This is a genomic window from Nodularia chucula CCY0103 (assembly GCF_963923915.1).
Taxonomy (GTDB): domain Bacteria; phylum Cyanobacteriota; class Cyanobacteriia; order Cyanobacteriales; family Nostocaceae; genus Nodularia; species Nodularia chucula.
Genome location: NZ_CAWUOL010000047.1, coordinates 1 through 19,169 on the forward strand (window position 1 = coordinate 1; position 19,169 = coordinate 19,169).

15 protein-coding genes and 2 pseudogenes are annotated in these 19,169 nt (G+C 41.5%); 4 read left to right on the top strand and 13 right to left on the bottom strand.

The annotated features are described in order from the left end of the window. Positions 1–196: 196 nt before the first annotated feature. A pseudogene (locus tag ACM0OP_RS14000) lies at positions 197–463 on the top strand (1-acyl-sn-glycerol-3-phosphate acyltransferase); the annotation flags it as partial. A gap of 35 nt (positions 464–498) precedes the next feature. On the opposite strand, the pseudogene ACM0OP_RS14005 reads toward ACM0OP_RS14000, so the two are convergent. After that, positions 499–885, bottom strand: a pseudogene (locus ACM0OP_RS14005) (Hsp70 family protein); the annotation flags it as partial. Between the two features lie 105 nt (positions 886–990). Between ACM0OP_RS14005 and ACM0OP_RS14010 the strand changes: the two are divergent. Beyond that, positions 991–1,113, top strand: coding sequence for a hypothetical protein (locus ACM0OP_RS14010; protein ID WP_414529028.1), 123 nt, complete (start codon positions 991–993; stop codon positions 1,111–1,113). On the opposite strand, the gene ACM0OP_RS14015 is transcribed toward ACM0OP_RS14010, so the two are convergent. The 8 genes from ACM0OP_RS14015 to der form a co-directional block, all read right to left on the bottom strand. Next, entirely contained in the window at positions 1,110–3,785 is a 2,676-nt protein-coding gene (locus tag ACM0OP_RS14015) for a DEAD/DEAH box helicase (protein ID WP_414529029.1), read from the bottom strand. The two genes, ACM0OP_RS14010 and ACM0OP_RS14015, sit on opposite strands and share 4 nt — an antisense overlap. 122 nt (positions 3,786–3,907) lie before the next feature. Further along, positions 3,908–4,720, bottom strand: coding sequence for a pyrroline-5-carboxylate reductase (gene proC, locus ACM0OP_RS14020; RefSeq protein WP_414529030.1), 813 nt, complete (start codon positions 4,718–4,720; stop codon positions 3,908–3,910). Between the two features lie 123 nt (positions 4,721–4,843). Beyond that, positions 4,844–5,452, bottom strand: coding sequence for a cell division protein SepF (locus ACM0OP_RS14025; RefSeq protein ID WP_414529031.1), 609 nt, complete (start codon positions 5,450–5,452; stop codon positions 4,844–4,846). A gap of 341 nt (positions 5,453–5,793) precedes the next feature. Continuing rightward, positions 5,794–6,462, bottom strand: a complete 669-nt coding sequence (locus ACM0OP_RS14030; protein ID WP_414529032.1) for a YggS family pyridoxal phosphate-dependent enzyme — start codon at positions 6,460–6,462, stop codon at positions 5,794–5,796. Then, positions 6,459–6,737 (bottom strand): transcriptional coactivator PipX, encoded by a 279-nt coding sequence (pipX, locus tag ACM0OP_RS14035; RefSeq protein ID WP_414529033.1) that lies wholly within the window; start codon positions 6,735–6,737, stop codon positions 6,459–6,461. The genes ACM0OP_RS14030 and pipX overlap by 4 nt, the downstream gene beginning before the upstream one ends. Before the next feature lie 120 nt (positions 6,738–6,857). Next, the gene (locus ACM0OP_RS14040) at positions 6,858–6,989 is read right to left on the bottom strand and encodes a hypothetical protein (protein ID WP_414529034.1); all 132 of its coding nucleotides are present in this window, start codon (positions 6,987–6,989) and stop codon (positions 6,858–6,860) included. 44 nt (positions 6,990–7,033) lie between these two features. Next, positions 7,034–7,963, bottom strand: coding sequence for an energy-coupling factor transporter transmembrane component T family protein (locus ACM0OP_RS14045; protein WP_414529052.1), 930 nt, complete (start codon positions 7,961–7,963; stop codon positions 7,034–7,036). Between the two features lie 106 nt (positions 7,964–8,069). After that, entirely contained in the window at positions 8,070–9,434 is a 1,365-nt protein-coding gene (der, locus tag ACM0OP_RS14050) for a ribosome biogenesis GTPase Der (RefSeq protein ID WP_414529035.1), read from the bottom strand. A 158-nt stretch (positions 9,435–9,592) separates the two neighbouring features. Here der and ACM0OP_RS14055 point away from each other — a divergent pair, with 158 nt between their 5' ends. Beyond that, positions 9,593–10,456, top strand: a complete 864-nt coding sequence (locus ACM0OP_RS14055; RefSeq protein WP_414529036.1) for a metallophosphoesterase — start codon at positions 9,593–9,595, stop codon at positions 10,454–10,456. Between the two features lie 137 nt (positions 10,457–10,593). Next, a complete protein-coding gene (locus tag ACM0OP_RS14060) occupies positions 10,594–11,319 on the top strand; it encodes a cytochrome b/b6 domain-containing protein (RefSeq protein ID WP_414529037.1) in 726 nt (241 codons plus the stop codon). Positions 11,320–11,780: 461 nt separating this feature from the next. On the opposite strand, the gene ACM0OP_RS14065 is transcribed toward ACM0OP_RS14060, so the two are convergent. The 4 genes from ACM0OP_RS14065 to ACM0OP_RS14080 all read right to left on the bottom strand — a co-directional run bounded on the left by ACM0OP_RS14065 (position 11,781) and on the right by ACM0OP_RS14080 (position 19,099). Next, positions 11,781–12,431, bottom strand: coding sequence for a hypothetical protein (locus tag ACM0OP_RS14065; RefSeq protein WP_414529038.1), 651 nt, complete (start codon positions 12,429–12,431; stop codon positions 11,781–11,783). A gap of 39 nt (positions 12,432–12,470) precedes the next feature. Further along, on the bottom strand, positions 12,471–13,739 hold the full coding sequence (locus tag ACM0OP_RS14070; protein WP_414529039.1) for a hypothetical protein: 1,269 nt from the start codon (positions 13,737–13,739) through the stop codon (positions 12,471–12,473). Positions 13,740–14,311: 572 nt separating this feature from the next. Beyond that, positions 14,312–15,406, bottom strand: a complete 1,095-nt coding sequence (locus ACM0OP_RS14075) for a hypothetical protein (protein ID WP_414529040.1) — start codon at positions 15,404–15,406, stop codon at positions 14,312–14,314. A gap of 288 nt (positions 15,407–15,694) precedes the next feature. After that, on the bottom strand, positions 15,695–19,099 hold the full coding sequence (locus ACM0OP_RS14080) for a molecular chaperone (RefSeq protein WP_414529041.1): 3,405 nt from the start codon (positions 19,097–19,099) through the stop codon (positions 15,695–15,697). Between the last annotated feature and the right edge of the window lie 70 nt (positions 19,100–19,169).

Sequence of the window (19,169 nt, forward strand, 5' to 3'; positions counted from 1 at the left end):
GCGACGATAGTTGAGGGGTAGCCCTCCGCAAAAATAGCTCGATGCCAGGTTTATCCATACAACAAAACCCCTTAGCTTTTTATAATTGCTAGGGGGTTTTTTGCTACTATGCTATTTGACAATCTGAGTCAATCCATTTACATTAATAATCTGTACTTTAACTCTTCAGCGCAAAATTCACCGAATCTTGGGTTATTTTTATGAAGAGTTTCGGGATATTAAAACATTAGGAAATCGCGTCGCCGAAGAAGCCAATTCCCGAATGTGGCACATGAGATTAGTAGAAAGTTTTGTCGCTGTTTCCGGTAGTTATATCCGCGAAAAACCCACAGCCGAAAGATTCGCCCAAACCACATTAATTTTGTGGAAAATGATTGCACGTATTAAAGGTGATAAAGTATCTCCAACTCCCCGACTGGGTAAACAAAAAGTAAATATTACCATTGGGGAACCCATATCAGTATATGGTGTCCAATTATGGTAAGAAATAATAGCAGCACCTTCAGCAATTATTGTATCGGCATTCTCAACCTCTACCACCTTTGTTTGACCAAAGGTTCTATACATCTCTTTTTTAAGTAAGGGAATACGAGATGTTCCACCAATTAACAGAACTTGATGAATCTGAGATGTTTGAAGACGTGCTTTATGTAAAACATCATCTACTAATTGCATTGCATCATTAATATGTGTTTGGATTAGTGATTCAAACTGACTACGTTCTATATCTTGAGCAAGCTTATAGGTTCTTTGATTAACCGAATAAAATTCAGGAACTGCTATATAAGCACTCTCTTTCGTACTCAAATAAATTTTTGCAAGTTCAACTGAATTTAATAGGAGATTTTTAATACCAGCATCAATCCGAAAACCTTCTGGAATAATGCCCTTTTCTTGAGGGGGCGACGAAGAAGTTAAAGAGGCTGCTGTATAAGCATCATAAGATTTGGTATCACAGTAATAAAAGTATCATAATATAACGCCTGTTCTATGGAAGACAGCGATCTCTGTAAACATCGCACTAATATTTTGATTGAATATTACCATCCCTTCCTCGCTGGTAATGGGAAGTTGCTAGGAAGGGAGATTTTAGCTGAAGCTGAAAATGCTTAATCAGCTACCTCATTCACTGGGAACCTATCAATTAATTGCATCGCCCGATAAGCATTACGCTGGAAATCTTTCGATAAGTGCGGAACGTGGGGGATTTGAGATAATAAATCCAAGGTGCGCCGTAAAATTCTCACCACATCACCTTCGTCTAAGGTTGTATTTTCACAGAGTTTTGTCCACGGTGTTCCTAGCGCCCATTGTTCTACTATGGCAATTAATTCCAGTTCTAACCAGATGGGCAAAGCGACATTATATCGCCGTTGGACTTGAAATATTTTGCGGCGAATGTTCCGCAGTTTTGCCAAGGCTTCTATTACTTCGTTACTGAGGTCAAAGTGGACTTTACTATCTGGACGAGGGGTTTCGATGACTAAGGCTGCTGCTGCTGCTGCTAAATGATGGGGATCTAAATGTTCTAATTCACCACTTTCAAAGACTAATCCCAGCCATAATTCGTTTTCTCCGCGAATGGCGGCGGCCATTTGCCCTAGTTCTGTGGGGACTAAGTTATCTAACGCGTCAAAGTATTGCAGGATGGAAATTAAATTGACAAATTCTTCCCAATGGCGTTGTGAGTGTTCCTCAACTTGTGATTGTAATTCCTCAAGTTCGGCTTCTAATTCTACATAACGCGCCCGGCGTTTGAAAAGTTTGCTGACATTGCCTGATTGATGGATGGGATTGGTTTCTAGTTGCTCTTGAACGGCGGTAACGCGGCTGAGTTGTTCCACGACTTCCGGGGGCATATACATTGAGCCTTGGACTTCTGGTATGCGTTGAGCGATCGCAAAGCTCTGTTCACTACCACGCAGTGATTTCCCCGGTTTAATTACTAATTCTGCTGGTGGTACGATCTGCTCTGGCACATCCACTCTGGGCAATTGTGCATACAAATCGACGACATCCCCAGTTGTAACTACATACCAGCGATTATCTTGCCCTAAGCATACCAAGTAAGGAGCTTGTCCAGGAGGCGCTGGTGTTTTTCCTACTAATACTGCTGTTATGGGTGTAGAGACGGCAATGTTTTCACCTTTGAGACTTAATAGCGTTCCCGACACTGCAAAGCTCAACATCATCACAAATTCTTCTTGCCGATTTTCTAGAGCTTGTTCTTGCAGGGTGGTTAATAACTGACGTTCTATTCTCAGGCGTTGCCGTAATTTCTCATAAACGGCTAATTCATGTTCGCTAACTGTGGAAATTTGTGCTTGCAGTTGGGCTAATTGGGTTTGCAGTTCGGCTATTTCATCATACTCTGGTCGTAAATGCACAGTTGCCATGTACTGCCCAAAACTACGTTCTATGAGTTCCTTGGCTTGCTCTAGTGTGTGGATTTGCAGCAAGTTCAGTACCATACCATAGCTGGGTGTAAACTGACTCACTAGGGGGTCTGGTTTAGATGTCGCTAAGTACGCGGCTTCTTTGGAGCCTTCAAAGGGGGTTTGGACTGTGACTACATGACCTTGTAAGTCCATGCCTCGGCGGCCGGCACGTCCAGCCATTTGCAGAAATTCGGAAGGGTTTAAGAGGCGATGTCCAGAATCAGTCCGTTTGGAAAGGGTGGAAATTACTGTTGTCCGGGCTGGCATATTGATTCCCGCCGCTAGGGTTTCGGTGGCGAAAACTACTTTAATTAGCCCTTGCTGAAATAGTTCTTCTACTAGTCCTTTCCACGCAGGTAAAATTCCGGCATGGTGAGCAGCAATACCTCTGTACAGGGGGGCGATTTGCCCAGAACGTCCGGCTTCAGGATTCCGGCTTAAAAAGTCATCGATTTGCTGGCGTAATATTTGCGACTCGTCATTATTTACTAACCACAAATCACCGACTTCTGCCACGGCTTTATCGCATCCCCGGCGACTAAAGATAAAGTAAATGGCTGGGAGCATATCCCGTTGCTGTAGGTGGCTGAGGGTGTAAGCGATGGTGGGGGCTTCTGGTCTGCCGCCTCTACCTCTATCTCCGGGCTTTCTTTTGCCTCTGTTTGCCAATCGGGGGCTAATTTTAGTTTTATTTTCGTTGAGGAGGGGAAACAGCCCTTTGGGGTTGCAATAATAAAATTCTAAGGGAACTGGGCGAAAATCGGAATAAATCAGGTCTGTGGGACCGTGAACACGGTTGAGCCAGTCGGTGAGTTGATCGCTGTTGGCAACGGTGGCGGAAAGGGCTACTAGTTGAATTTCACGAGGACAGTAGATAATTGATTCTTCCCACACTGTTCCCCTTTGGCGATCGTTCATGTAGTGACACTCATCTAGCACTACGGCTTCCACGTCTACTAAAGAAATGCCAACTTGCCCGATGGGTGTGCCATAGAGCATATTGCGAAAGATTTCTGTTGTCATTACCAGAATTGGTGCATCCCTGTTAATGGAAATGTCTCCAGTTAACAATCCCACTTGGTCGTAACCAAATTGCTCACGGAAATCACGTAATTTCTGATTTGACAGGGCTTTGAGGGGGGTGGTATAGAATACACGTTTCCCCCGTGATAAGGCTCTATAGATGGCGTATTCCCCAACTAGGGTTTTACCGGAACCTGTGGGCGCACAAACGACTACGGAACGTCCAGAATTTAGGGACGCGATCGCATCTTGTTGGAACTGATCAAGTTCAAAGGGAAAGATTAACCCTAAGTCAAGTTTTGGAGATGGTGCGGGATAATTCACTCAATCAAATTTGCAACCGGACTTTTTACTATATTAACGGCTATGTTGTCAACTTCGTTAGTCATTAGTCATTGGGAAGTAACAATCTTTCCCCCTGCTCCCTGCACCCTGCCCCCTGCCTCTTATTTCCCCAACTCTTGCGATCGCAGTGTGGCCGCTTTTACTGCTTCAATCAGAGCTGAACGAAATCCTGCTTTTTCTAGTTGAGCAATTCCCGCAATTGTTGTACCACCGGGACTAGTAACACTATCTTTGAGTTCTGCTGGGTGCATTTTCTTTTCTACCAACAGTTTCGCTGTGCCTAATACAGTTTGCAGGGCTAGTTGATTGGCGATGGTTCTAGGTAAGCCTGCTGCTACTCCACCATCAGCCATTGCTTCCACCATCAATGCCACATAAGCCGGTCCACTGCCAGATAGACCTGTAACTGCATCCATCAGGATTTCAGAAACTTCTACCACTTCTCCCACTGCTGAAAAAACTTGATGTGCTATTTTTTGATGCTTGGGGCTAGTGTATGCACCTAGAGAGATGGCGGTAGTACCTGCCCCCACTGTAGCTGGAGTGTTGGGCATAGCTCTAATTACAGGTAGCTGGGGAAATGCCGATTCTAGTTGGCTTAAGGAGACTCCAGCCAAAATAGAAATGACTAGAGGGGAAATTTGGATAGTCAGTATATCTGCTAATTCTTGAGCGATCGCACTGAATACTTGTGGTTTTACTGCTAAAAATACTACTTCCGTGGATTCTGTAAACACCAAACCATTATCTGGAGTTACCGTTACATTATATTTCTGCCGCAAATAATTTTGGCGTGTCGGTAGGGGTTCACTCACTATCACTTCTGATGCCTGATAGATTTCCCGCGCTAGTAAGCGGGACAAAAGAGCTTCTCCCATTACCCCGCCACCAATTAAGCCAAATTTAATAGTCATTCAGTTATATAGTCAATAAGAGCAGGTTTAAACCATTAATTTATGGTAAGATACCACATTTCGTTAAACCCGCCCGTAAAATTATCAAAAATCCTGGTTTCTGAATTTTTGATTAATTTTTGGTTACTGTACCATGCGGTTAACGTCGTTGCCCCAGGATTGACTGGAACTGGTTGCGGGACGTGAAGGACGAGCGGGGGTTTGTGGTACTTCATGAATAACTCCACCTTGGGTGCTAACTTGCACACAACTAGGCGTAAACAGAAATATGCTTTCTCCGATGCGCTCTTGATGTCCATCCAGGGCGTAAGTACCACCTGCAACAAAATCCACTGCTCGTTGTGCTTGATCTGGGTCCATGATGGTCAAGTTCAACACAACTGACTTACGCTCTCTGAGGGCTTGAATTGCCTGGGGCATTTCCTCAAATGTACGAGGTTCAAGCACTAGCACCTCTGAAATCCCGTTAATCGCTCCTGGCATATTAATTACATTCCCCATCGTAGACTTTGATCCTGTGGCTACATCATCATCATCACCCATTGTAGTTATGGGTTCCCGCCAACGTCGATTTTGAGCAGGGATTTCTGCTGGTGCTGGTTGGGGATTTTGTTCTTGATACAGGTTTTGGTAGTTACCACCATTTGTATCGGGTTCTTCTTCGTAGTATTCGTATTCCACTTGCTCATTGAGACCTACAAAGTCTCGGAGTTTACTAAATATGTTGTTCATTTTTATGCTCCTGATAAGATTGACCCTGATTGATTTGGCTATGAATTAATGTAGCCGGATTTCATCGCCACAAAGGTTAATTTGCAGCTTCTACTACAACTAGGGTTGATGAATTTACATTTTGGGGAACGCTTGTAGATTAACTCAGACTGAATTAATGAGTCAAGATTATATCCTAATGATTGTTGGAAATAAAGATGACTTTACCCCATTGTTTGGTTATTAGTCACCTGGGTTAAATTTAAATCACTGTATTCTAAAACACTAGCGTATAACCAATAATTTCAGTATTTTATCCCTACTGCCATTGACGGCAAAAGCCAAAATTGATGTTCCCTATTCTAGGTGCGGTTGCCAAATAAGATAGTCCCTAATCTGACCATCGTTGCCCCAGATACCACTGCCAGTTGGTAGTCTCCTGACATACCCATTGACAGCTGTTCCATTTTCAAGTGAGACCAGTTTTGTGCCTGAATTTCTTGGGCTAATTTATATGTATTTTGGAATACATTAATTTTCTCAGCATTGGTCAAACCTAATGGGGGAATTGTCATCAAACCCTGAATTTGTAAATTTTTACACTGGTTGAGGGCAGATAGGTCTATTAAGAGTTCTGGGACACTCCAACCGGACTTATTGGAGTCAGGGAGAAGTTTCACTTGTAGACAAACTTGAGGAGTAACTCCTAGCTGTTCTGCCAATTGATTTAAGCGCAGTGCTAGTTTTAAATTGTCTACTGAGTGAATCCAATCAAATAATTCAAGGGCTTTTTTAGCTTTATTGCTTTGCAACCCACCAATAAAGTGCCAGGTAATATCCGGTAAGTCTTGCAACTCGGCTTGTTTACTGGCAGCTTCTTGGATACGGTTTTCGCCAAAATCGCGGATTCCGGCGGCATAAGCAGCACGAATGTCTTCAGCCGGAAATGTTTTGCTAACAGCAATTAACCTAACTGAAGGTGGTAGGGAAGCCCTAATGGTGGTGATACGTTCGCTAATGGAACTAGTCATTGGAATGTGCGTTGGAAAACACTCTGAAGTAAATCGTACTCCTGTGATTGACCACTGCGGCGGAGAGTACGTAAGCGATTTTCTAACAACATTCTAGCTTCAGTCCTGCCTATGGACTGAAATTTGATACCTTTAATGTCATTGCCCACTAAAAAAAACAACCGTTGGGCATAAAGTGTAGTGAATAAATCTTGGTTTTCATCGACCATACATATCCGATAAAGCAAACCCCAAGTTGGATGATTTATGTAAGTTTCTAAGTTTTCTGGATTCATTGAATAGTCAAGGTAGGAGTATATATCTTTTCGCAGTTCAGTACAAATGTTCAGAAGATAATACACCCCTTTTGCCAGAATATTAAGTTAGCTGATGCGAAAATTAGTGATTCTGGCTATTTAGTGCCGATGATGAACAGCTTGATCTGGTTCTGAATGGGCAGATGAGGTTGGCAGTAGCAACGTAGAACTGCACAACAGACGAGCAAGGGAATTATGTCTGTTGGCTCTGGCTTCTTTCCATATTGCCATAATTATCGCTCTGTGGAACAAATATAGCCAAGATGTTGAGGAGGCTAGATTTGCACATTTCCCAGAACCAGTCTAGCACCCCAAAATAATGTGAGGAAAGCGATCGCCAGCCAGTCTCTTGCTCGCAGGCGTAATTCGTGCCATTTGACTTGATGTTCATTGGGACTAGTAAAGCCACGTACCATCATCGCACTAGCCATTTGTTCGGCTCGTAATAGTAGATTTTTAAACAGCTTCTCTGCCACTATCGTCCACACTTTAACCGCTCCTTTTAACCCCAGTTTTTTCCAATTAATCGCCCTGGTCATCACTGAACGAATTAAATTCTGCACCTCTTCCAGAACTAGGGGGATAAATCGCAAGGACAAAGTTAAAGTCAGAGTAATTTCCGTAACGGGTACTTTGAACCGTCGTAGGGGCTGCATTAAACTTTCTATACCCGTGGTGATTTCTTCCGGTGCGGTTGTCAACAGATACAGGTTACTGCTGTAAATCACGGTAAAGATAATTGTACTGACTCTGATAGCCAAATCAATAGACCGGCGAGTAACTGTAACTGGCCCCTTACTAAATAAGATGTAGCTGTAGTATTGATTTTCGGTGGTTGCTGCTGGGACAATTTCTGTCTTACTGCCGTTGACTGGCTGAGTTAATACTTGTGGGTTATTTGGTAGCCGTGGCTGATATTGTACCCCCAAACCATCGGGACTGATACTAATCAACAGGAAAACAAACAGCGCCAGTGTCAGCAGCCAGCCCATTTGTTCTTTCCAGACTCGCCGGGGTATGCGGGCTAGGACAGTAAACAGAATTAACAATGCTACCAGTAGTATGCGCCACTCGTTATTGGCAAAACTGTAGCTAGTGAGAAAGCTCATTAACCAACCAATTTTGACGCGGGGATCGAGTTTATGTAGCCAAGTTTGCGGTTGTTCTAAATAAAGTCCCAGTGGTAGCGATCGCAATAAATCCATGTCTTTTCTGAGTGCTGAGTCAGCTTTGATATTTAATTTAATATAAACATTAAGGTGCATCAGCCCACGGACTAACACACCCTACTCAGCTTAATAAATATCGCACCTATTTAACGCGAGTTGCTCTATTCACACTCCCAACTTCCATATCCCGGACTTTTTTACTGCGCCACAGCAAACGGATAGGCGTACCTTTAAACCCTAATTGTTTGCGGAATTGCCGTTCAATGTAACGCCGGTAGTTATCATTAAAGCGTTTGGCTTCGTTGACAAATAAAGCAATAGTTGGTGGTTGGACACCCACTTGAGTACCGTAATAGATTTTACCCTGACGACCACCACGGGTAGCAGGGGGTGAATGCCAACTCACAGCATCGGTGAGAACTTCGTTGATCACAGATGTACTCACACGGCGTTTGTGGGATTCAGCAGCTTCATTGACTAACTCTAAAATCTTGTTTACCCGTTGTCCTGTAGAAGCACTGACAAAAATTGTTTCTGCCCATTCTGTAAAATGTAATCGGGCTTCTAGAGATTTTTCGTAGTCATAAATGGTGTAGGAATCCTTTTCGATCGCATCCCATTTATTCACCACAATAATACAAGCGCGACCTTCGTCGATAATCCGCCCCGCTAATTTCTGGTCTTGGTCTGTGACTCCATCCAAAGCATCAATCACCAATAAAACCACATCGGCGCGGCGAATAGCTTTAAAAGCACGGTTAATGCTAAAAAATTCTGTCCCGTATTCTATTTGTTTTTTTCTGCGAATGCCGGCAGTATCAATTAACCGATAAACTTGATCATTCCGTTCTACCACCGTATCAATAGCATCCCGTGTTGTCCCGGAAATGGGGCTAACAATTGACCTGTCTTCCCCCACAAAAGAATTTAACAAACTGGATTTACCCACATTGGGGCGACCGATAATAGCGACTTTAATTTCGTTGCTTTCTTCTACTTCCGTGACGATGGGGATATGATTAATTAACTCATCGAGTAATTCTCCTGTACCACTACCATGAATAGCTGAAATCGGGAAAGGTTCGCCCAAACCTAATTCCCAAAATTCCGAGGCTTGAATTGCGCCTTGGTCTGGGGATTCACATTTATTCACAGCCAGTAATACAGGTACTGGTTGTTGGCGTAACCATGTGGCAATCTCTTGATCAGATCCAGTTAATCCAATTTGACCATCGACAACAAAGATAGCAGCAGTGGCTTGGGAGAGGGCTGTCAGTGCCTGTTGGCGAATTAGGGGCAAAAATTCCGTATCATCATTAAATACTAAGCCACCTGTGTCTACAATGAGAAAGTCACGATCGCGCCAGTAAGATGGCATATATGTGCGATCGCGCGTAACACCCGGTTCATCGTGGACAATCGCCGTTTGTTCCCCGGCGAGACGATTAACCAGGGTAGATTTGCCCACATTCGGGCGACCGATAATAGCAACAATTGGCAGTCCCATAAAACCAGGGTGAAAGAGAGAAACATTATATCACTTATTCATATCTTAACTACTTTAACTGTTTATTTTATTTATCTATTCAGAATTATCTGACACAGCCAAATAGAAATAAATAGCATAACCTAAAATCTGGCTGTCACATTGCAGGAGTTTGTGCCTTGAGAAATCGTAAGTGGCTGAAAAAAGCCCGCCAATCAGCCTTTCGATGTTTCCAATGGTGTTTTCTCTTAGGCTGTTGTACTTTATTTTACGGCAAATTCATTGAACCGAATTGGATTGCCATCAATCATTTGCAATTAACATTACCTCATCTCTCCTCAGAATTTAACGGTTATCGCATTGTCCAAATCAGTGATATTCACCGAGATAGATGGATGACTCCCCACCGTTTCCGGCGAATTGTGCGTTTAGTTAACAAACAACAACCAGACCTAGTAGCCATTACAGGCGATTTAATTACCCGGAATTTACCACAATTCATCCCTTCTCTAGGGTCGATGTTAGCTGAATTTACCCCTCAAGATTTAACCGTGGCTACACTAGGTAATCATGACCACGAAAATGATGTAGAAAGGATTACACAAGCAATAGCAAAAAGCGGTACAGTCAATCTGAGTAATGATATTTACACTTTAAAGCGAGGTCAAGCTGTTTTACACATTGCTGGGGTGGATGATGTGTTCATGGGTCAAGACCGTTTAGATTTAGTGTTGCAGAAGTTACCTGATGACGGTGCAGCAATTTTACTCGCACACGAACCTGATTTTGCTAAATCTAGTGCTATCACTGGACGGTTTGATTTACAGTTATCAGGACACTCTCATGGTGGACAGGTGCGTTTACCTGTTTTGCAACCGCCCATGTTACCTCCTTGGGGTAGGCGGTATTATTTGGGACTCTATCAAGTTGAAGATATGCAGTTGTACACTAACCGTGGTTTAGGAATGACGGGAGTGCATTTGAGATTTTTTGCACGGCCAGAAATTACGGTTTTTACCTTAGTTGCGCCTAGTTTTGATTGATTTTTTCCTTCTTTAAAACTTCCGGTCATTCTTGAGTTTATATTCAGGAATGACCAACTAATTGCACTAATATTCAGCATAAGGGAGAGGCTTTTAGGGTATTCTAGAACGATATTAGACCTGTTAATAAAATTTTTATGAGTCGTTCAGCCCCCTATCAGCCTTTATTGTTGCGAATTTTGCATGGTATAAGTGCAATTTTAGTAATTACAGCAATCATCACCGGATTTTTAGTGTACAACACCTTCGACCAAAGATTTGGTGGAATCTCCATTCCCAGAATTGACCCAATTCAGGATATTCACGGAACGCTGGGTTTAGCTTTCCTACTTTTATTACCAGTTTTCGCCCTCTATAGCTTTCATGCTGGAGAAAAGCGCCTATTACAACCAGACTCCATACAAAAACTCACACAGGTTGGTAAACCAATTTGGTGGGTGAGTCTGCAACGTATTGTTAATACTTTGATGCTGTGCGCCTCGATTTTAGCGGTGATATCTGGCAGAATGATGAAGGAAGAATGGTTACCTGTAGGTGAACTTGATCACTTGTCGTATTATTTCCATCTCATAGCTTGGGTGATTATGCTTTGTGGTTTAGCTATTCATCTTTTGATGTCTGCTAAAGTGGGTGGTGCGCCGTTGTTACTATCAATGTTGTCGTGGAAATTCCGGACAGGAGATGGTCCAAGAAATTGGTATAGTGACTTCCGTAGTTGGTTGAGTAGTTTTTCCCAGAATTTTAGTGGTGAAATTAATCAGTTAATAGAAAATAATTTTTCCCTGAGAATTATTGAGTTTGTTGTTTTGCTGGGAATTATCGCTGCATTTGTTTTACCACTGTTTGTCTCTGCTAGTGCATAAATTATAGGAAAAAATTTATTCGGGAATAGTAGAGGTTTTAGCTGCTGAACGCAGGATACAGAGATGTAATTCCGCAATTTTTTGCTTAGTTTAAATAAAAATGTCTGTTTTTGGGAATATAGAATCCAATGTTGTGTTGGATTTTATTCCGATATTTGGTGCAATTGGTAGACTCACCACTGGGTTTTCTTCTGTGATAGTGGCATTGATGATTAATATATCCACTATTGTTATCATCTTACACAAAATTTAGTTTATCTGGCGATCGCAATCGTCATCACCTTTTTACTAGGTAGTGCTATTTTCGGCAAACGTTACCGGACAAGATAACAACCTAATACCAATTTAATATTAAATAGAATTTAACCAGAAATCCAGTTCCCCTCCTCGCTTGCGGGGAGGGGCTAGGGGTGGGGTAGAAATAATATGCAGCTTCACAAATAATTGGTATGACTCGATTTTTAATTTTGAATCAAAGCACCTCTAAACTGCTGCAATAAGTGATTAATCGTCCGAAACTCTGGGTTATTTCCCAGTGATTGCAAAACGTGGGGATTACTTTCATTCAAAATTTGATTATATGCAGTCACAGCATCATTGAACTTATGGATATTCACATTTTGTGATTCCCCTGTGAGTCCATTTAAACTACCTACCAATGCTGTTGCTGTTGAGGTTGAAACTCCTGAATGAACAATAGCAGCTTCTAAATTATTGGCTGCTGGTAGAGCATTTACTCCACCGGGTAAAATATGTCTAATAGTGCTAAGTGGACTATTAGCAGGTGCTGGTTGATTGAGTATATGATCAGCAACGCGATTTAAATTATCCTGAACTTGTGTGGGAACGTTAATTACTGGTGTCAGCGTCTCACTATCATTCACAACTTCTAAATCAACCCCAGGCGCAGGTGTAAAAGTATCCCCAGTTGAGGAACCGGAATCATCACCAGTTCCGGATACGTTCAGCTTATCCCCAATGGATGAACCAGAATCGGGGGCTATTCCTGGTACGATTTCTTTACCAGCATATGCTCTATGAGACGCAACCACTAAATAACTACCAACAGTGAATGCTAGAACAAAAGCGAGAAAGAATGGTTGTTTGTTCATTATTTTTATTGTTAATGAAATTGCATCTTCAGGGAGCAGTTAAAACCTAAAACTGTACCCGGCGCTGAGAGAAAAACCTAACCCAGTGTCAAAGTTGCGTGTAATGTCTGTGAAAATTCCATTGATAATGAGCGGGACATTTTTGAAAGGAACAATAGATGTACCTGCATTGAGACGATTTCCAGTCCAGCTACTTACCAAGGATAGTTGAGGGATGACTCTTAAACCCGCACTACCAAAAATATTCACCTCATTTTTGTCTGTTTCTCTTGCACCTAGAGAACGAAAACCGCCATTACCAATACCAACAGAAATAGTTAAAGGTAATTGATGATTGGGGTTATTTGGTTGTAGGGGAAATGCTTTGGTAACTACTCCATAAATAGTCTCTTTATTGCTAGAAGATTCTCCCCATTTCACAGGATTTGACCACCCCAAGGCTATTGCTGTACCATCAGCAAAGTACTTATGGAGTTTTAAACCCATATAGCCGCTACTACCAACATCAAACTCTCCACCTTTGAGAAAGTCACCGCCAGAACTGCTAAAGTTAACATTAACTTCTAATCCCACAGAGTTAAACGGATCTCCCAATCCAAAACCAGCAGAGTAAGAACCATCAACAAAGCCATCAGACTCTTCTTCTAAGGGGAATAGTAAACCAACGCCAATATAGAATTGACCAGCACTCGCACCATAGCCAGAGGGAGTACCGGCTGTTGAACCGGGGAAGGCTTTTTGACTGGGACGATTAACTGATAGTTTTTCACGAGGCGTGATGATGGGTTCAATTAACAGTTCTTGACGTAATTTTTCGATATCGTCTACAGATTCTAAAGTATCTATTTCTCCCATGCTTTGAGATGGTTGTGCTTGCAATACATTAGTTTCATTTTCTAATGTTATATCAAGATCAGTTTTTGGTGCATCTGTGGGGGAAATATTTTCACCAGAAAAAGAATTGTTGAATGTTTCGGGTTGAACTTGATTGATAGTTGGCTGTGGTTGCAGTAAAAGTCTACTTTTTCTAATTTCTAATAACCGTTCTCTGAGGCTGAAATTTGATTGACTATTGAGGGGAGATGGTGTAGATGTTTCTGGGCGTGGTTCAACATTTAATTCACTTGGTTGATTTTCCAGAATTACGGGTTTATCTGCAATATCTCCAGCTAATCCCGGCTTGATGGTCAGTGAGAGTAACAGAACCATGAAAGTTGCTAATGTGGTCTGTAAACTCCAATAAATATATTTAAGGTGGATAAATTTATGGTGATCACGAATATGGTTTTTTTTCTGAATTTTATTCATGAAAATATCCTGATTTTTTATTATATAGCGGTTGTTGATTAAGTGAAATACAAGAACTCCACCCCACAAGGGAAGAGGGAAGCATAATGTACTTCATCAGGACTTAGGCAAAATCAGGAAGAAACAAACCACATATCGCTAAAGCGAAAGCTCCGCTTTAAGGGTAGCCATATCGTAGGTTTTACACGCAGCTTATGCCCCCAACAAAGGACAACAAATAACACTAAGTTAAGAGGGTTTTAGTGGTAACTGCGATGCCCTGAGCTTGTCGAAGTGAGAGTTTTTGCGTAAGTCCTATTCATTTACTTGCAAAGTGTTTTATGTTTTTTTTAAAGTAGCACGTGTTACCTAAATTGATATCTGGTAATGCTCATATTACAGAGAATTAACTATAGTCAAACTTACTTGTTACTGTTTCATATCCCCAGGAATTATTCAGGAATAAAGCTCAATTACTATATTAGCCAGAATCCCTATTATTGGCGGTTTCTTGCCTACATATTCATCAGGAATAACTTAAAAATATGCCGCAATTTTAGTCATAATTGCTTCAATTTATGGAATAATGATATTTAGCGTAATGAGCGAAAAATTACCCGTCCTGGGATTTCTTCTTGATTAATTCGCGCATAGACCCGCAGACAAGTTAATACTTCCCCAGGAACACCGCCGCAGTTTAGCTGAAGATCGTCTTTGGAGAAGTTGCAGACATCAGCGTAAAGTCCTGATAGTTGTCTAATTCTTACGTCATAACCGAGATTAATGGCGGTTTGAGCCATTTTTTTCAAAATGCGTCTTGATTCCTGCTGTAAGTTCCCCCACCAAGAATAACGTTCCACTGGTGGGATAAATACTAGGGAATGTATGGCTTCATCCATATCTATCCATGTGCGCAGATTTAATAATTCATCGGACTGGGACTGGGCTTGTTGCACCCGATGCCAGCGATCGCTTAAAGTATTTATATATTGAGTGCGTTGTTCTGGCTGTGAGTGTAATGGCATAATATCGAAGCTAAACACGCTTTTTAAGGCATGATGTAAGTCTGGATCTATGTCGATAAATTGTAGAAATAGATGCACAAAACCAGCTAAATAATACAAGTTACCATAGTTATCAATGGGGTTAATTCCAGTATTTAATAATTCTTGTGCTGATAAACATAAACCAGGGGCGTTTATCGTCCCCTTGAGTCCAGGGTAGATGATTTCATCTCGGCTGAAGGGTAGTTTTTGGAGATGGGAATTATCCGCTAAAGCCCCCATTTGTTGCGCTAGTTCTAACGCCCGTTGTCGCCAAGCTGTGGCGATGTTTTCGGGAACGCGCAGCAGTTGACGGTGAATTTCGTTCCATAAGTTAGCGTCGCTTTGGCTTTGGAGTTGGGAGTTACCTAAATATACTCTGAGTTCAGCATCAGCGTTAAAGGCTGACCGTAAATGATCTAATTTTAACTCACCTGGGGGCGAGATGATGGCGATCGCCTCTGGTGGTGGTTGTAATAAGTTAGCGATTTCTTGGAGAATTTCTGCACATATTTCTGTTCCCGGATCGAGGGGAAATTCTGTCCGGGCTTTGTTTAATGTTGCTTCTAGTCCGTAGAGGCTAAATTTTAGGAGTTTGGCTAATTCTGAGTTTTCTATCGCTAATAACTGACGTAATTGCTGCATGAATATTATAGCTGGGGACTGGGGATTGGTGACTGGGTACTGGGGACTGGGTACTGGGGACTGGGTTAAGATCCTAATGGTGTCTCGGTTTTATAAACCCCTCTTCACTTTAAGAAGTGCGAGGTTTTATCTCCTAACTTCTTTGACGGTTTCTATCGTAAGATTTCTGGTTTTTTTCCACAGACTAGATGCTAAAAAGTAACACGGTTGATTTAAGGTTTATTTTTTAAAGTTAGGGTAGCTTGGGCGTAAACCATCACGCCCAGTACGCCAAAGAAGAGAAAATGTTTAATGTATTCCGCAAAAGGGATCGCGTTCTTTATCTACTTCATTAGGTTGTAATTCTAGTTCAGCCCGATAAACACATCCTGCTTGTTTAAGACATTCTTGGCTGGTGGATTTCCAATAGGGAACCTCCCCGGCGTGCATTCTCAGAATACCTTTGTTGTCGAGAGTGACACGATATTTGCAGGGGTAATCTGTGGCGACATCTGGTTTACTTAATGCGCCAATTCTGATCCATTTTTTAGTGTTAGTTGTGGGGTCTGTTTGATAGATGTAAAATGTATGCTGGCTGGTTTTGGGAAAAGGCGGTAAGGGATTACTAACTAAACCAGTTTCTGATTGCTGTTCGCTATGGTGAATATAGTGAAATTCCCGCAGGAATTTACTATTATCTGTGTCTACTTCAAATACTAAATGATAAGCATTTGGTTGATCTACCGTTGCTGATTCTAAAACGTTGACGGCAATATCTCCATCATTTAAGTTTTCCTTTGGACCTGCTATGGCAATGTTCCACTTTAATTTACCATCAGCAAATAAGGTTGATGTTTCTGACGCTGCTAATAGGGCTGCACCCACATCAATACCAGGAATATCAATTAAATAATGAGGGTTTCCTTGACATAGTAAGACGCTAAATTGTAGAGTTTGATCAATTTCAAATTGGACTTTGATTTTTTTGAGAAATTCGCTTTCTTGCATTCCCAGTTTTTTCATCAGGTTTTTACCGTCAAAGCTACCCCATAGCCGTAAGTCTCCTTCTTCGTAGTCTTGGCGATAGATAATGTTAGTTAATTGTATCCCTTGCCATTCTGTCCGCACTTTGGCTGATGTTTCTGAAGGTGTGATTTGATATAGTTCTTGTCCAGCTTTGAAGATGGATAAAAGTTCGTTACTTTGGGTTTTGCGTTTGAAGTTGCAAGGTAAATAATAAAATAGATTTTTTACATCTATTTCTAGCTGATTTGCACCTTTGCGTAACAATTCTTTCGATTCTTCGGGGTCAAATCTTAGCCTGCGGAGTTTCTCGGCGTAGCAAGCACCTGCGGAGGTGGCGAGTTTGGTAAATTCTAAAACAAAGGTGATGCGTTCTGGGTTCCAGACGAAATAAGGAGAGTTACTAAATTCTTGGTAGATGTGGCGCTGTACTAAATCAAGGTTACAAGTTTTGCCAGATAAAATCAACCAATCAACTTTATGTGTGTTCCAGGAATCTATGTTTGGTTCTTGGAAGCCTAAGCGACTTTCCATTAGTCCTTTAGCAATGCCAATTCCTTCTTTAATTGTGGAAGCGGCGGCGCGTTCAAATTGTTCGCTGTCTAAAATTACGCAAATATTATCGGGATGTCTAATTTGGAATTTAATTGCACTTTGAGTCAGAAGTTCGGAAATTTGAGCTTCAGAAATTGTAAAGGTTAAAATGTCATCATCTGTTGGTGACTTTTGCCCAAGTTTGAGTTTAGCGGCTTCGGCATGATCCCAAAGGGTGTAAAATGTTTGTAGCCGTTGGGGTGCTTGTTGCCATCGGGTTGGTAATACTTTTTCGGCAGTGTCTAGGGCATCTTTATAAGCAGCGTCACCGTCGGGATTTTCTTTATCTAAACATTTTAATAGGCTGCCAGTTTTAAATTTTCCTTGATCGATAAACCGTTCATTTAATTCGGCGTTAATTAAGTCTTCTAGTTGTTCGCTATCGATGTCACCTGTAGCTATGGCTGTTAAGAGAAAATCAGCGATCGCCACTTTCAATAATCTAAATATTCTCAGGGTAATTAATTCACCACCTAACTGTAAATGTCCCGAAGAACCTAATAGTTTGGGCGTGAGTTTATAGTAACGTCCCCCTAACCCCCGATCTTCATCATCGGCAAAGTTAGGGGTTTTATCTTCCAGTGTCAATTCAATTAAAGCTAAGTCTGTGGTTCCCCCACCAATATCCAAAACTAGGACATTTTGTGACCATTTATTGTCTACCTGACGACAACGGGTTTTAAAGGATTCAATTCCAATGTTAAGATTCCCGCCAAATTCTCGCCATAAAAAGAATATCGCTACAGAAACGGCTTCATCATAGGCGGTTTGCACATCATCAATCCCCAATTGTTCCACCAATTCTTTAACTTCTTTCCGCACTACTGGCGGGGCGACGGTGGGGTAGGTGACAACGGCTGTAAGGAAGTCTCCCTCAGAAAATCTGCGTCTAGCCCGTTGGCGGTAATCTTCAGTTAATTCGATTAAATGCGCCCAAGCTGCTTGGACGAGTTCGTTAACATTAATTACCTCAGACTGATTATCTAAAATTACGGGAAAATTTCGATCCTGTCCAAAATAACGCTTAGGTGAGTGGTGAAATCTGCTGATAATTTCTTTTAAAGAAACGCTGCTACCTTGGGCGATGGCCTTTTTTCTGTTATCCCTAGCTTCTCTACCCATCCGCAGTTGTAAATCTGTTAAATTAGCAATTTCTAACTCACTGGGAATTTCTGTATCACGACGATTAATATCTAAAACAACAGGGATTAAATTTTGTGATTCTAATGTAGGGACACGAAAAACTTCATGGTAGATTTGGTAGAGTTTTTTGCTAGCCGCCCGCCGAAATTTATCGCTGTTACCTAAACATAATTCTACTTGGCGCAGGGCTTCTAAAAATCTTTCCTTTTGTTCAGTTTCAAAAACTTCTCGGAGGCGATGGGGTTCAATTTCGAGATTTTTACTAATATCAGCAATAAACTTTTCCCAGTCATTCACATTGACATCAGGTAAAGCCACCGAGGGGGGAGAACTTAACCATTCTGCCATGCGATCGCGTAATCTCGTTTCTTGTTCTTTGGGTAAAATTTCCGCAATAGGGACTTCAATGGGATCAAAAAGTGTTACTGTAGAATTAGACGTACCAAAATCTAAAGCAAACCATCCCGGAAACCGTTTTTGAGGTTTCTTATTAATTTTATTTTCACTATATTTATTAATATCTACAGGGTTACCAATGTCATCAATATCAATCAAATCATCTTCAAAAACCAGTGGAGACCAGAGATAACAAGAAGCCCCAGCTTGTCTAGGCTCAGATAGTAGTGGATCACCCAACGCATCAGAATCAAAATACTCAACCATCACTTCTAAAGTGCAGTTAATTGGTTCCACTAAAGGGCGATCTAATTTACAAGGATACTGTTCTAACTGCCCGATTTGCGAAATTTTAGGAGTCACAGAATCAAAAGGCTTATATGCTTTTTTAATTTGTAAAGCTAATTCCTCTGGCGTACCAGTAACAACACAATTAATTCTGGCAATATGAGGCACATTATCACCAGCAGCTATTAACTGGATGGTAGGTAATTCCAAATATTCATTTTCCCTAGCACGTACCTGAAAATTAGGTGGAAGACGAATTTCTACAGCCATTGTATTTCTCCTTATATTAATAGAAAATTCAGATCAAACCTGCAATATCTCTGCTGAATTATATTACTCC

What these genes read in the sequence shown, in the direction of transcription:
- pipX (WP_414529033.1), bottom strand. Translation starts at nt 6,737, where the DNA reads ATGAATCCAGAAAACTTAGAAACTTACATAAATCATCCAACTTGGGGT.
- ACM0OP_RS14065 (WP_414529038.1), bottom strand. Translation starts at nt 12,431, where the DNA reads ATGAACAAACAACCATTCTTTCTCGCTTTTGTTCTAGCATTCACTGTT.
- ACM0OP_RS14040 (WP_414529034.1), bottom strand. Translation starts at nt 6,989, where the DNA reads ATGGCAATATGGAAAGAAGCCAGAGCCAACAGACATAATTCCCTTGCT.
- ACM0OP_RS14030 (WP_414529032.1), bottom strand. Translation starts at nt 6,462, where the DNA reads ATGACTAGTTCCATTAGCGAACGTATCACCACCATTAGGGCTTCCCTA.
- ACM0OP_RS14080 (WP_414529041.1), bottom strand. Translation starts at nt 19,099, where the DNA reads ATGGCTGTAGAAATTCGTCTTCCACCTAATTTTCAGGTACGTGCTAGG.
- ACM0OP_RS14010 (WP_414529028.1), top strand. Translation starts at nt 991, where the DNA reads ATGGAAGACAGCGATCTCTGTAAACATCGCACTAATATTTTGATTGAA.
- der (WP_414529035.1), bottom strand. Translation starts at nt 9,434, where the DNA reads ATGGGACTGCCAATTGTTGCTATTATCGGTCGCCCGAATGTGGGCAAA.
- ACM0OP_RS14025 (WP_414529031.1), bottom strand. Translation starts at nt 5,452, where the DNA reads ATGAACAACATATTTAGTAAACTCCGAGACTTTGTAGGTCTCAATGAG.
- ACM0OP_RS14060 (WP_414529037.1), top strand. Translation starts at nt 10,594, where the DNA reads ATGAGTCGTTCAGCCCCCTATCAGCCTTTATTGTTGCGAATTTTGCAT.
- ACM0OP_RS14045 (WP_414529052.1), bottom strand. Translation starts at nt 7,963, where the DNA reads ATGGATTTATTGCGATCGCTACCACTGGGACTTTATTTAGAACAACCG.
- ACM0OP_RS14075 (WP_414529040.1), bottom strand. Translation starts at nt 15,406, where the DNA reads ATGCAGCAATTACGTCAGTTATTAGCGATAGAAAACTCAGAATTAGCC.
- proC (WP_414529030.1), bottom strand. Translation starts at nt 4,720, where the DNA reads ATGACTATTAAATTTGGCTTAATTGGTGGCGGGGTAATGGGAGAAGCT.
- ACM0OP_RS14070 (WP_414529039.1), bottom strand. Translation starts at nt 13,739, where the DNA reads ATGAATAAAATTCAGAAAAAAAACCATATTCGTGATCACCATAAATTT.